14 protein-coding genes are annotated in these 12,833 nt (G+C 69.5%); 8 read left to right on the top strand and 6 right to left on the bottom strand.

The window, feature by feature from the left end:
• On the top strand, positions 1-212 hold a 212-nt coding region (locus ACQKIP_RS25480), incomplete at its 5' end, for a BTAD domain-containing putative transcriptional regulator (protein WP_365866049.1).
• 220 nt (positions 213-432) lie between these two features.
• Here ACQKIP_RS25480 and argB read toward each other — a convergent pair.
• A complete protein-coding gene (argB, locus tag ACQKIP_RS25475) occupies positions 433-1,368 on the bottom strand; it encodes an acetylglutamate kinase (RefSeq protein WP_365866048.1) in 936 nt (311 codons plus the stop codon).
• A 270-nt stretch (positions 1,369-1,638) separates the two neighbouring features.
• Here argB and ACQKIP_RS25470 point away from each other — a divergent pair, with 270 nt between their 5' ends.
• On the top strand, positions 1,639-1,860 hold the full coding sequence (locus ACQKIP_RS25470) for an MbtH family protein (RefSeq protein WP_361197461.1): 222 nt from the start codon (positions 1,639-1,641) through the stop codon (positions 1,858-1,860).
• A gap of 34 nt (positions 1,861-1,894) precedes the next feature.
• Here ACQKIP_RS25470 and ACQKIP_RS25465 read toward each other — a convergent pair whose 3' ends face one another.
• Positions 1,895-3,244: a lysine N(6)-hydroxylase/L-ornithine N(5)-oxygenase family protein gene (locus ACQKIP_RS25465; protein ID WP_365866046.1), complete on the bottom strand. Its 1,350-nt coding sequence runs from the start codon at positions 3,242-3,244 to the stop codon at positions 1,895-1,897.
• Between the two features lie 203 nt (positions 3,245-3,447).
• On the opposite strand from ACQKIP_RS25465, the gene ACQKIP_RS25460 reads away from it, so the two are divergent.
• Positions 3,448-4,092, top strand: a complete 645-nt coding sequence (locus ACQKIP_RS25460) for an FMN-binding negative transcriptional regulator (protein WP_361197455.1) — start codon at positions 3,448-3,450, stop codon at positions 4,090-4,092.
• A 66-nt stretch (positions 4,093-4,158) separates the two neighbouring features.
• Here ACQKIP_RS25460 and ACQKIP_RS25455 read toward each other — a convergent pair whose 3' ends face one another.
• The 4 genes from ACQKIP_RS25455 to ACQKIP_RS25440 all read right to left on the bottom strand — a co-directional run bounded on the left by ACQKIP_RS25455 (position 4,159) and on the right by ACQKIP_RS25440 (position 8,465).
• Positions 4,159-5,382: an acetylornithine transaminase gene (locus ACQKIP_RS25455; RefSeq protein ID WP_365866044.1), complete on the bottom strand. Its 1,224-nt coding sequence runs from the start codon at positions 5,380-5,382 to the stop codon at positions 4,159-4,161.
• Positions 5,383-5,428: 46 nt separating this feature from the next.
• The gene (argJ, locus tag ACQKIP_RS25450; RefSeq protein WP_365866043.1) at positions 5,429-6,580 is read right to left on the bottom strand and encodes a bifunctional glutamate N-acetyltransferase/amino-acid acetyltransferase ArgJ; all 1,152 of its coding nucleotides are present in this window, start codon (positions 6,578-6,580) and stop codon (positions 5,429-5,431) included.
• A complete protein-coding gene (argC, locus tag ACQKIP_RS25445) occupies positions 6,577-7,605 on the bottom strand; it encodes an N-acetyl-gamma-glutamyl-phosphate reductase (protein ID WP_365866041.1) in 1,029 nt (342 codons plus the stop codon). The genes argJ and argC overlap by 4 nt, the downstream gene beginning before the upstream one ends.
• A gap of 113 nt (positions 7,606-7,718) precedes the next feature.
• Complete coding sequence (locus ACQKIP_RS25440; RefSeq protein ID WP_365866039.1) at positions 7,719-8,465, bottom strand: thioesterase II family protein; 747 nt, start codon at positions 8,463-8,465, stop codon at positions 7,719-7,721.
• 566 nt (positions 8,466-9,031) lie between these two features.
• On the opposite strand from ACQKIP_RS25440, the gene ACQKIP_RS25435 reads away from it, so the two are divergent.
• The 5 genes from ACQKIP_RS25435 (at position 9,032) to ACQKIP_RS25415 (ending at position 12,713) form a co-directional block, all read left to right on the top strand.
• Positions 9,032-9,652 carry a GNAT family N-acetyltransferase gene (locus tag ACQKIP_RS25435; RefSeq protein WP_361390289.1) on the top strand — a complete coding sequence of 207 codons (621 nt, stop codon included), beginning with the start codon at positions 9,032-9,034 and terminating at the stop codon, positions 9,650-9,652.
• 128 nt (positions 9,653-9,780) lie between these two features.
• On the top strand, positions 9,781-9,996 hold the full coding sequence (locus ACQKIP_RS25430; protein ID WP_361197438.1) for an MbtH family protein: 216 nt from the start codon (positions 9,781-9,783) through the stop codon (positions 9,994-9,996).
• A gap of 116 nt (positions 9,997-10,112) precedes the next feature.
• The gene (locus tag ACQKIP_RS25425) at positions 10,113-10,820 is read left to right on the top strand and encodes an LmbU family transcriptional regulator (RefSeq protein WP_365866036.1); all 708 of its coding nucleotides are present in this window, start codon (positions 10,113-10,115) and stop codon (positions 10,818-10,820) included.
• A gap of 28 nt (positions 10,821-10,848) precedes the next feature.
• Complete coding sequence (locus ACQKIP_RS25420) at positions 10,849-12,435, top strand: amino acid adenylation domain-containing protein (protein ID WP_365866034.1); 1,587 nt, start codon at positions 10,849-10,851, stop codon at positions 12,433-12,435.
• A 44-nt stretch (positions 12,436-12,479) separates the two neighbouring features.
• A complete protein-coding gene (locus ACQKIP_RS25415; protein WP_190085895.1) occupies positions 12,480-12,713 on the top strand; it encodes an acyl carrier protein in 234 nt (77 codons plus the stop codon).
• Positions 12,714-12,833 lie beyond the last annotated feature (120 nt).

Raw genomic sequence — 12,833 nt, 5'->3', positions numbered from 1 at the left:
CGGGACGGCGGGGTGAGGCGCTGAGCGTCTACCAGCGGCTGCGTCAGGCCCTGGTACGCGACCTGGGTCTTGAGCCCTCGCCGGAACTGCGCCGCCTGCAGCAGGCCATCCTCAAGACCTCCACCCCCAATCTTCCGGTCCAGGCTCTCCAGAACCCGGCTCCCTACGTGTCCACTGCCGCCAACGCGCGGCTTGTCTCCGCTGCCGCCTGAGTTGTCAGTCCAAGTACAACTCCCTTCCATGCCAGGGGCGTTCACGCCCGGCGCCGCACACCTCGCAGCGCCGAGCAAGCAACGGACATACGCTCTCCCCTCTCGCTCGTCTCTTCCCGTCTCTCCCGTCTCGGCCTACAGCGCCGGCAGCCAGGCGGTGCTGCGGGAGCTGTTCCCCGAAGCGGTCATCGCGTCGAGTGCCGCACCCTCACGCCGGGCGTCACCCCAAAGGCATGACCTCCCTCTCGTCCGGATCCGGCACGATCACCGTGCCGACCCCGTCGTCCGTGAACATCTCCAGGAGGACCGAGTGCGGGACCCTTCCGTCGATCACGCGGGCCGCGCCCACGCCGCTCCGTACGGCGTCCAGGCAACCCGTCATCTTGGGCACCATGCCGTCGCTCAGCTCCGGCAGAAGCTTCTCCAGTTCGCCGGCCGTGAGCCGGGGTATGACCTCCTGACTGTGCGGCCAGCCCGCGTACAGGCCCGCGACGTCCGTCATCATGACGAGCGTCTCGGCGCGCAGCGCCGTCGCGAGCGCCGCCGCGGCGGTGTCGGCGTTGACGTTGTAGACCAGGCCGTCCTCGACGCTGCGGGCCAGCGGCGAGATCACCGGGATCCGGCCGTCCGCGAGAAGGCTGTTGACGGCGCCGGTGTTGACGCCGGTTATCTCTCCGACCCTGCCGATGTCCACCGGCTCCCCGTCGATCCAGGGCACGCACTGCTTCGCCGTGAGGGTGTTGGCGTCCTCTCCCGTCATGCCGACGGCGAGCGGGCTGTAGCGGTTGATGAGCCCGACCAGATCGCGCTGCACCTGGCCGGCGAGGACCATGCGCACCACGTCCATCGACTCCGGCGACGTGACGCGGAGCCCGCCCCTGAACTCGCGCTCCAGGCCCCGCCGCTTGAGCTCGGCATCGATCTGCGGGCCTCCTCCGTGCACCACCACGGGCCGCAGCCCGGCCTGGCGCAGGAAGACGATGTCGCGGGCGAAGGCAGCCGTGAGGTCGTCGTTGACCATGGCGTGCCCGCCCAGCTTGATGACGACTGTCCGGCCCTGGTGGCGGGCCAGCCACGGCAGGGCGTCTCCGATGGCCTCCGCCTTGGCGAGGGCCGAAAGCACGTTGTCGGGCACTGGGTGCGCGTTGTCTGTCATGAGAACCTCGCACGACGGTGGACCAAGCCGCCGACCGGGCAGTTGGCGCTCATAATTGCTACTCCTTCTGTGAATGGAACCCTGGCCCCGGGCAAGGGCCCGATAGCCAGTGGACATGCGCTTGAGTTCCGGATGAGAACACTTTGCTGTGCTGCGGGATGCCGGGAAAATGAATACCTGTCGACCCGAGCTGCGCTTGCGCCGCGATTGGATGACGATTCACCCTCCGCCCGGAAGTGAATCGTGGACGGCTTGAATTGGAGTGGAATGATGAGCAGTAACCCGTTCGACGACGCTGAGGGCCGGTTCTACGTCGTGGTGAACGAGGAGCAGCAGCATTCGCTGTGGCCCTCGTTCTCCGAGGTTCCCGCCGGCTGGCGCATCGTGTTCGGTGAGGAGAGCCGCGACAAGTGCCTCGCGTACGTGGAGGAGAACTGGACCGACCTTCGGCCGCAGAGCCTTCGGGACGCGATGGGCGCCGACGCCGCGTAGGACGCCGCGTGAGAGGCCGCCCGGGACGCCGCGGCTAGGGCGCGATGCCCACGGACCGCACGGAGGAGTCACGGCCGAGCTCCCGCTCGGTGCGTCGCAGCACGATCGAGTCGGCGATCTCGCCGCCGCGTATCGCGATGTTCGACAGCAGGGCCGACGTCAGGCCGTGGCTGTGCTCGGTGCCGCCCTGCAGATAGACGCCGCAGGCCAGGTCCGATTCGGCGACGAGCCGGTAGTCGCGCTCCACCTGGTGCTTGCCCGCCGCGTCGCGCCGGAAGTGCTGGTCGAAGTCGCCGAGCAGGCGGGCCGGGTCCACGCCGTCGTAGCCGGTGGCGAACACGAGGGCGTCGACGGACATCTCCTCCTTCCGGTCGTCGAGCAGCGAGCGCAGGACCACCTGTGTTCCGTTCCCGGCCTGTTTGACCTCGTCGACTCGCGAGAGGTTGCGGAAGTGCAGCCGCTGCACGCCGCGCACCTGCTCGTCGTACGAGCGCTGGTGCAGGGCCCGGATGACGTCGGAGTCGACGACCCCGTAGTTGGTGTTGCGGTGGTAGCGCCAGAACGCGTCGCGTGATTTGTCGGTGCCGAAGTAGTAGTCGTCGACCGCGTCGGGGTCGAACACCTGGTTGGCGAAGGGTGTGTCGTCGGCGACGGAGTAGCCGTACGAGGGGATGACCGCGGAGACCTGGGCGTGCGGCAGCGTGTCGTGGAAGAACCGGGTGATCTCGGCCGCGCTCTGTCCCGCGCCGACCACCATCACGTTCTTGAGGTCCTCCGGCTTGCGTGAGTTGAACTTGGCCAGGAACTCCGAGCTGTGCCAGACGCGTTCGTCGGACGTCACGCCCTCCGGCAGGCGCGGCACCAGGCCCGTCGAGATGACGACGTTGCGTGTCGTGACCACGCTGCTCGCGCCGTCGCCGTCGCGCACCTCGATCTCCAGGAGGCCGGGCACCTCGGTCCCGTTCTCGGTGACGGGCCTGATCGAGGTGACCTCGGTGCCGTAGCTGACCCGGTCGCTGAGGCCGGCTGCCGCCCACTCCAGGTACTGGTGGAACTCCTGCCGGGTCGGGAAGAAGTCCTGGTTGTTGACGAACTGCACGAGCCGGTTCGAGGCGTGCAGATACGAGATGAAGCTGAACCGGGACATCGGGTCCCGGTAGGTCGCCAGGTCCTTGAGGAACGAGATCTGCATGGTCGTCGACGGCAGCAGCATGTTCCGGTGCCAGCCGAACGTGGGCTGCCGCTCGAAGAAGTGGGACTTGACCGGATTCTGCGGAGTGCTCGCCCCGTGCTCCTCCAAGGCGATCGCGAGCGACAGGTTGGACGGGCCGAACCCGATGCCGACCACGTCGTAGATCTCTTCGCTGCTACCCGTAATACCCATTGAAGTTTCTCCCGCTTGCGTCTGGAAAACTCGGCTGTTGGTCCGAGAGACCGTTCTGCAGTGTTGCTCCGGAGTCTGTCCAAGACCGCTCAAAGACAACTTGAATACGGCCTGAAGACCGTTCGAGAGCTTCTCGAGGTGCCGTCCAGGGAAGCGGAAGTATGGTCGGCGCGGATTTTCCGACTGCCGAAAGGTGATTCAGGATGTTCGTGCCCAGCTTCTACCGAGAATCGGACAGTTCGTGGATGGTGGACATCATCCGCGGTAATCCGTTGGCGCTCGCGGTGGCCAACGGCTGCCCGAAGAACGGTCCCTTCGCCACACATCTGCCGGTCATCTTCGACCCCGAGACGTCCGCCGACTGGACCGGCGACCTGCCCGGCGCCACGCTGCTCGGACACATGAACCGGGCGAACCCGCACTGGTCGGCCCTTGAGTCGGGCGGCGTGCTGCTCCTGACGTTCACCGGCCCGCACTCCTATGTGTCGCCCACGGTGTACGAGGTGACGCCGGCCGCCCCGACCTGGAACTTCACGTCGGTGCATGTCCGGGGCGTGGTGGAGAAGATCGACGAGATGGAGGAGACGCTCGAGGTGGTCCAGCACACGGTGCGGGCCTTCGAGGGGGACTTCGGCGACGGCTGGGACATGACGGAGTCCCTCGGCTACTTCCGCAAGATCGCGCCCGCCGTGGGGGCCTTCCGGTTCAAGGTGACCGGGGCCGAGGGCATGTTCAAGCTCAGCCAGGAGCAGCCGAGCGAGGTGCGCGACCGGGTGCGCAAGTCCTTCGGGGAGAGCGCCTGCACGTACAAGCGGGAGACGGCCGGTCTGATGAGCCGGCTGCCGTGACGTGCCGGAGCTCTCGGTTCCGGAGGGAAGGGTTCCAAAGGGCCCGGAGGGAGGGGAGCACACGATTCAGACCGCCGTGAGCACCTCGCCGGAGATCGCGGACAGGGCCGTCCCGAAGCCGTCGAGGAAGGTGTCCACCTCGCTGTCGGACACGGTCAGCGGCGGGGCGAGCCGGATGACGTCCGGTGCCACGGCGTTCACCAGGAGGCCGTTGTCCTGGGCCGCCTGCTGCACGCGCGCGGCGATGTCCCCGTCGAGCACGATGCCCAGCAGGAGCCCAGCGCCGCGGACTTCGCGCACCAGCGGGTGGCCCAGTGCCGCAAGCCCGGCCCGCAGCCGCTCGCCCGCCTGCGTCACGTGGGCCAGGATGCCGCCCCGCTCGATGGTGTCCAGGACGGCGACGGCGCCCGCGCACACCACGGGGTTTCCGCTGAAGGTGGAGCCATGGGTGCCGGGGGTGAGCAGGTCGGCGGCGGCACCGAAGGCGAGCGTGGCGCCGATGGGCAGGCCGCCGCCGAGGCCCTTGGCCAGGGTGACGACATCCGCCTCGACACCCTCGGCCTGCGCCGCGAACCAGCGGCCCGTGCGCCCGATGCCGGTCTGGATCTCGTCGAGGACAAGGAGGGTGCCGGTCGCCGCGGTGATCTCGCGGGCGGCCCGGAGGTAGCCGGGCGGGGGCACGATCACGCCGCTCTCGCCCTGCACCGGCTCGAGGACCAGGAGCGCGGTGTGCGGGGTGACGGCGGCACGCAGGGCCTGCACGTCTCCGTACGGTACGTGGCTGACGTCGCCCGGCAGCGGGTGGAAAGGGCGCTGCTTGGCCGGCTGGCCGGTGAGGGCGAGGGCGCCCATGGTGCGGCCGTGGAAGCCGCCGGTGGCGGCCACCATATGGGTCCGGCCGGTGAGTCTGCCGATCTTGAAGGCCGCCTCGTTGGCCTCGGCCCCCGAGTTGGAGAAGTACACGCGGCCCGCGCGCCCGGTGAGCCGCAGCAGGCGCTCGGCGAGGCGCACGGTCGGCTCGGCGACGAAGAGGTTCGACACATGGCCGAGCGAGCCGATCTGCTCGGCGACGGCCCGTACGACCGCGGGGTGGGCGTGGCCGAGCGAGTTGACCGCGATGCCGCCGACGAAGTCGAGGTACTCGGTGCCCTCCGCGTCCCAGACCCGGGTGCCACGGCCGCGCACCAGCGGCAGCCGCGGGGTGCCGAAGTTGTCCATCATGACGCCCTGCCAGCGGTGGGTCAGTGCCGTGTTGCCCGCCCCGATGATGTCCGCGCCGTCCTCGCTCATCGTGTCTCCTTCGTGGGGTAACCCCGCATGCGGCGCGGGGCGGTGGTCAAGAGGCGTACTCGCTGTTCTCGTGGACGTACTCGGCGGTGAGGTCGTTGGCCCAGATGACGGCGGACTCCGTGCCCGCCGAGAGGTCCGCGGTGAGCCGGATCTCGCGCCCCGTCATGTCGACGAGCGAGCGGTCCTCGCCCACCGATCCGTTCTTGCACACCCACACGTCGTTGATGGCGACGTTGAGCTCGTCCGGGTGGAAGACGGCGCCGGTGGTGCCGATGGCGGACAGGACGCGGCCCCAGTTGGGGTCCTCGCCGTGCAGCGCGCACTTGAGGAGGTTGTTGCGGGCGATCGAGCGGCCGACCTCGACGGCGTCGTCCTCGCTCGCGGCGCCCGTGACCTCGATGCGGATCTCCTTGCTCGCTCCCTCGGCGTCCGCGATGAGCTGCCGGGCCAGATCGGCGCACACCTCGCGCACGGCCTCGGCGAACTCCGCGTGTCCGGGCTCGACTTGTGCCGCGCCCGAGGCGAGCAGGAGCACGGTGTCATTGGTGGACATGCAGCCGTCGGAGTCGACGCGGTCGAAGGTGAGGCGGGTGGCGTCGCGCAGGGCCGTGTCGAGGACGCCGGAGTCGAGCGCGGCGTCCGTGGTGAGGACGACGAGCATCGTGGCGAGACCCGGCGCGAGCATGCCTGCGCCCTTGGCCATGCCGCCCACCGTCCAGCCGTCCCGGCTGACGACGGCCGTCTTGTGCACGGTGTCGGTGGTCTTGATGGCTACGGCCGCCTGTTCGCCGCCGTTCTCGGACAGCCGGGCCGCGGCCTCGGTGACGCCCGGCAGCAGCTGGTCCATCGGCAGGTTCACGCCGATGAGGCCGGTCGAGGCGACGGCGATCTCGGCGGAGCTCAGGCCGAGCACTTCGGCGGCCTTCTCGGCGGTGGCGTGGGTGTCCTGGAAGCCGCGGGGGCCCGTGCAGGCGTTGGCGCCACCGGAGTTGAGGACCACCGCCGCGACCACGCCGCCCTTGACGACTTCCTCGGACCAGCGCACGGGCGCCGCCTTCACCCGGTTGGAGGTGAAGACGCCGGCCGCGGCCCGGAGAGGTCCGGTGTTGACGACGAGCGCCAGGTCCGGGTTGCCGTTCTGCTTGATGCCGGCGGCGATGCCCGCCGCCGTGAAGCCTCGTGCTGCGGTGACGCTCACGGTGCGACTCCGATCGTGGAAAGCCCGAGCTCCTCGGGGAGGCCGAGGGCGATGTTCATGCTCTGGAGGGCGCCGCCCGCGGTGCCCTTGGTGAGGTTGTCGATGGCGCTGATCGCGATGATCCGGCCGACCGCCGGGTCGTAGGCGACCTGGACCTGCGCGGCGTTCGACCCGTACACGGCCGCGGTGCTCGGCCACTGCCCCTCGGGCAGCAGCGTCACGAACGGCTCGTCGCCGAGCGCCTTCTCGTACGCGGCCCGTACGTCGTCCGCGCCGATCCCCGGCCGCGCCGCGGCGGAGCACGTGGCGAGGATGCCGCGCGGCATGGGGGCCAGGGTCGGGGTGAAGGAGACGGCGACCCGGTGGCCCGCCAGCGCGCCGAGGTGCTGGCTCATCTCCGGGGTGTGCCGGTGGCCGCCGCCCACTCCGTACGGCCGCATCGAGCCCATGACCTCGCTGCCGAGCAGGTTCGCCTTGGGCGCCTTGCCCGCGCCGGACGTGCCGGACGCCGCGACGACGACCGCCTCGGGTTCGGCGAGCCCCGCCGCGTACGCGGGGAAGAGGGCGAGCAGGACCGCGGTCGGGTAGCAGCCCGGTACCGCCACGCGCTTGGTGCCCGCCAACGCGGTCCGAGCGCCCGGCAGTTCGGGCAGGCCGTAGGGCCAGGTGCCCGCGTGCGGAGAGCCGTAGAACGACACCCAGTCGGCCGCGTTGGTGAGCCGGAAGTCCGCGCCGCAGTCGACGACGAGTGTCTCCTCGCCCAGCTCGGCCGCTACCGCGGCCGACTGGCCGTGCGGCAGCGCGAGGAAGACGACGTCGTGCCCTCGCAGGGCGTCGGCGGTGGTGGGCAGCACCTCACGTCCGGCCAGCGGGGCGAGGTGCGGTTGCAGGGTGCCGAGCCGCTGTCCCGCGCTGGAGTGCCCGGTCAGGGCGCCGATCTCGATGTCGGGGTGGGCCAGAAGCAGGCGCAGTAGCTCGCCGCCCGCATATCCGCTCGCTCCCGCCACGGCTGCTAGCACTGTCATGAACCCTCCCGTTTGGCAGACATGTGGTTCTCGTGTGATCCGGGCCCTGTCCTTCGTGGCATGCGCGGCCACGGTGTGTGCGGCCATGGCATGCGCGGCCACGGCGTGCGCGGCTAGGAGGAGCGCATCGCGCCCGCCGCGTCGAGCGCGGCGGCCGCGTCCCGTTCGATGTGCCGCAGCAGCGGGCCGGGATCGTCCTGGAAGTAGAAGTGACCGCCGTCGAAGACGCGCAGGCCCGTGAAGTGCTCGGTGTGTGCCTCCCAGCCGGCCATCCGCGACGGCGGAGCCGAACGGTCCTCGCGGCCCGCGAAGGCCGACAGCGCCACCGGCAGGGGAGCGGCGTCACAAGCAGGGCGCCAGTTCTCCACCAGGTGCAGATCGGCCCGGATGATCGACTCGAACAGGGCCCACAGTCCCGGGTCGTCGAAGACCCCGTCGGGTGTGCCGCCGAGCAGCTTCAGACGAGTCCGCAGTTCGGTGTCGGACAACTCGTGGTACCGGCTCGTGACGCCCGCCGGACGCGGTGCGGATCGCGCGGAGACACCGACCCACACCGGCAGGGGCAGGCCCAGGTCTACGGCACGCCGGGTGATCTCGTACGCCATGACGGCGCCCATGCTGTGCCCGAAGAGAGCGTAGGGGCCGCCCAGTTCGGGTTCGATGTCCCGCAGCAGGAAGTCGGCGAGCCGCCCGGCGTCCGTGACCGGCGGCTGGTCGATGAGGCGGCCGTGGCCCGGCGCGTCGAGGAGGCGCACGTCCCACGTGTCCGGAAGCCCGGCCGGCCAGTGGCGGTACGACACGTGCGAGCCCCCGGCGTGGTGCAGCACGAACAAGCGCAGGGCAGGTCGTGTGCTGTCCATCGCTCCCCCTCGGATCGGACCACGCGTCCCCGGACCATAGAACGGCGTCCGGCACCGCGGAGCACCGGCACGAGAAGGCCTCCGGCGCTGGTGTGGCGGCTCTTGAGCGTTCCTCAGGCGGCGGGGGCGCGGGCGCAGGTGAGGGCGCCGGACGCCCGTCGGCTCCAGCGGGAATCGACCGGAGCTCGATCAATCCTGGATAGCGTCGGCGCAGAGTTGGTACCGGCAACACGAAGAGCCAAGCCCGTACGCGCAGACCGCGGCCCGGCCCATAAGGCCAGGGCGCCGCACCACCGCTCGAACCGGAGCGGAGAGCGGACGGGCCGATCGGCTGCCGTGCGTTCCCATCCGGAACGCGGGGCAGCCGATCTCCCTTTCGTGCGGCGGGAGTCCGCCCGCCAGATGCCGTACGTCGAGAGAAGTCGAGAGACGTCGAGAGATTCAGCGGTCCGGCGCGATGCCGGACCGCTCTGTAGCGAGCCTTGAGCCCCTTGCGACACCGTGTTCCCACCGGCAGATCTGCGCCCAGCCCTCAGCACAGCTAAGCCCGGCGAAGGGACGAACCGGTGAACGACCAGTCGCAACAGCGCGCCCATGCGCACCCCCACAGCCACATCGGCCTCATGGAGCGTGCCGGCATCCCGCCGGAGCCCCGCACACTGATCGCCGGTGAGTATCTGCTGCGTCCCCCGAGCACGGACGAGTACCGGGAGGTCCTCGCGCTCGGGGTCGACCCGGACGTCCGGCTGTGGAACCCCCGCTGCCAGGTCACCGACGAGGCCTCGGCCCTCAGGGACTGCCTCGCCGGAGCCGACTGGTCCGACGGCAGCCACACCACCTTCTCGATCATCCACCGGGTCACCGGGCGCTACGCGGGCAACATCGCCCTGCACGGCATCGACCGCGCCGACTCGCAGGCCTACGTGGGCTATCGCATCGCTCCGTGGACCCGGGGGCAGGGTGTGGCGACGACCGCCGTGCGCGCTCTCATCGGCTGGGGCTTCGGCGATCTGGGGCTCAGCCGCCTCGTCCTGACCCACGGCCTGGAGAACATCGCCTCCTGCCGAGTGGCCCAGAAGGCCGGGTTCGCCCTCGAAGGCACCAGGCACATGGCCAAGCGCTTCGGCGACGCCCGGCTCCACGACGAGCACGTGCACGCCCTCGGGGCCCGGTCGAGAGCGGTCTAGCCAAGCAATACAGAACCGCTCGAAGTCCGCTCTGCGGCGCTTGTTGCGCCGACGGCCGGTTCCTTACGGTGACGCCATTCCTGAGTCAATCCATGACGTTCCCATGACGCGCTTAAGGACGGTGCCCGTTGAGCACGAACCCTTTCGATGACGAGGACGGCCGCTTCTACGTCGTGATCAACGACGAGGAGCAGCACTCCCTGTGGCCCGCGTTCTCCGAGGTTCCCGCCGGCTGGCGCACGGTCTTCGGCGAGGCGTCCAGGGCCGAGTGCCTGGAGTACGTCGAGCAGAACTGGACCGACCTGCGCCCCAAGAGCCTGCGCGAGGCCATGGCCGCGGACTGACCGCCGCCCGGACGCAGTCGAGTGATCGGTAGTACGCCCAGGAAGACACGTTGAGTGGGGAGTTGAAGGTTGTGACGGGCGCTGTGAGAACCGCGAGCAGGTACAAGACGAAGCCGGTGGGCACCAGCGATGACCTGGCGCAGCGCGACGTGGTCCTGTCCTTCCTGGGCGGGCAGGCAAAGGTCCAGAAGACGGGGATGACCTTCCCGCAGAACATGCCCGAGCAGGCATGGGAGCGCATCGGGACCAACCTGCGCGAGCTGGTGAACTCCTCCGCGTGGTGGCTCGGCGACTGGCTGCTCTACGGGGAGTCCGCCTACGGATGGCGGCGGTACAAGGAGGCCATAGAGCGCACGGGGCTCGACTACCAGACCCTGCGCAACTACGCGTGGGTGGCCCGGCGGTTCGAGCAGCAGCGCAGGCGCGACAGCCTCAGCTTCGCCCACCACGCCGAAGTGACCCGTCTCTCGCCGCCGGAGCAGGACTACTGGCTGCGCAAGGCCGAACAGCAGAAGTGGTCGCGCAACGAACTCCGCAGGGCGGTCCGTGCCAGCCTCGCCGTGCAGAGCGAAACGGCGGACTCCGACCAGGCTGCCCAGGTCGACCAGGCCGCCCGGGATGCCGAGGTCGCCGAGCAGCAGGAAGTGCCGCGCCTTGACACTTCGGCAGCCGCCGAACGGCGCCAGCAGAAGGTCACCACGCTCACCATCGAGCTGTCCGCGGGACAACTCGACTACTACTCGAAGGCCGCCGCCGCGCACGGTCTGTCCGTCGACGCGTGGGTGACCCGGGTTCTCGAAACCGCCGATCGGCAGACCGCGTAGCCACCTCACATCGCATCGGAGTCAGTTGATGATCCTTCAGGGAAAGCGCGTCGCCCTGCCGCCGACGCCCGTCGTCCACAAACAGTTCGAGGCGAACGTGGCGGCCGCTCCCGACGCCGTCGCGGTGGTCTGGGCGGGACGGCAGGTCACGTACGCGGAGCTGGACGTCAGGGCCAACCGGTTCGCGCGGTTCCTCGCCGCGCGCGGACACGGCCGGGGCGCCAAGGTCGGCGTCTGTCTCGACTACTCGGTCGACCTGCTCGTCGCCATCCTCGGCACGCTCAAGGCAGGCGCGGCCTATGTGCCCTTCGACCCGGCCTATCCGGCCCAGCGCCTCCAGCTGCTGCTCGGCCAGGTGCCCGACCTCGCCCTGATCGTGGCATCGCCGGCGACCGCCGGGATGGTCGAGTCGGCGAGCGTCGACGTCATCGACCTGGAGCAGCTCTCCGACGAGCTGGCGGTCCTCCCGGCGAGCGCCCCCGAGGTCGCCGTCACCGGGGACGACGTGTGCTACGCGGTCTTCACGTCCGGTTCGACCGGCACGCCGAAGCTGACCGCGGTACGGCACGAGGGCTGGTTCAACCTGATGAACTGGCTCACGCTCGAATACGGCCTGCACAGCGGCTCGAACAACCTGGTCGTCAGCGCCTTCGGCTTCGACCTCTCGCAGCGCGCCCTGATGACACCGCTGTTCTGCGGCGCCACCCAGCACCTGCTGGCGAGCCGCAACTTCGACGCGATGATGGCCTACCGCATGCTGAAGGAGCACGACATCCGCGTCGTGCACTGCGCGTCGAGCACGCTCTACCTCCTGATCGACTGGGAGACCGCACGCGGCGGTGACGCGCTCACCAAGCTCGACTACGTGCTGTTCGGCGGGGAAGCGCTCAAGGTGGAGCGGCTCACCAACTGGGCGCGCCGCGAGGGCAATACGTGCACCCTCCTGCACCAGTACGGCGTCGCCGAGTGCACCGACGTCGCGACCTCCTACGACCTGGCGGGGTACCGCCCCGGCGAGCACGAGGTCGCACCGGTCGGCAGGCCCGCGTACAACACCGACATCCACCTTCTCGACGAGGACCTGCGCGAGGTCGGCGCGGGGGAGTCCGGCGAGATCTGCATCTCCGGGGCCAGCGTCGGCGCCGGTTACCTGGGCGGCAGCGGACCCGAGAACACCAAGTTCACGACGCTCGTCGTCGACGGTGAGCCGCGCCGCCTTTACCGCACCGGCGACCGCGGCCACGTCAGCGAGGCCGGTGAACTCATCGTCGCCGGACGGATGGACGCGCAGGTGAAGGTGCGCGGCATGCGCATCGACCCCACCGACATCGAGCGGGCGCTCGGCAGGCTGTCCGGGGTCAGGGAGGCCGCCGTGGTGGTCACCTACACCGACGCCGGTGAGGCCGAACTGACCGCGTTCGTCGTCCCCTCGGGCAACGATCTGACCGAGGACGACCTGCGGACCCGCCTTCTGCGGACCCTGCCCCGGAACATGGTTCCGGCCAGGTTCATGAACATTCTGCGAATTCCGCTCAGCCCGCACGGGAAAGTGGACCGCGCAGCCCTCGTCGAAACATGCCGGAAGCAGGACGCCGAAATCGGCACGGCGGCATAGCCGACGGACTTGCCGGACCTTGTTTGAAAATCGAGAGGACTGTGATGATTGCCGACAGTGTGCGCGCCATTTGGTGCCGGGAATTGCAGCGCGACGACATATCGGTCGACGATGATTTCTTCACCCTTGGCGGTCAGTCCCTGATCATGGTCAAGATCCAGGGTGCGTTCATCGAGGAGCTGGACGTCGAGGTCCCCATGGACCAGATGTTCCTCAACCCGACCGTGGCATCGATCTCCGAGTACATCGAATCACTGGGTGCGGTAACCGCCCCGTAGCAGCAGGTGTTCCGGGCGTCTGCGGGTGTCCCGGCGGCGGGACACCCCCCGGTCCCATGTGTATTTTTCCCCCGAGTTCGCACGGCGAGCCATTTGTTTATTCCCCGCTGCGGGCGTTTG

The sequence above is a fragment of the Streptomyces sp. NPDC059900 genome, assembly GCF_050270335.1.
Lineage (GTDB): Bacteria > Actinomycetota > Actinomycetes > Streptomycetales > Streptomycetaceae > Streptomyces.
This window is presented reverse-complemented; position numbering and strand designations above follow the sequence as displayed.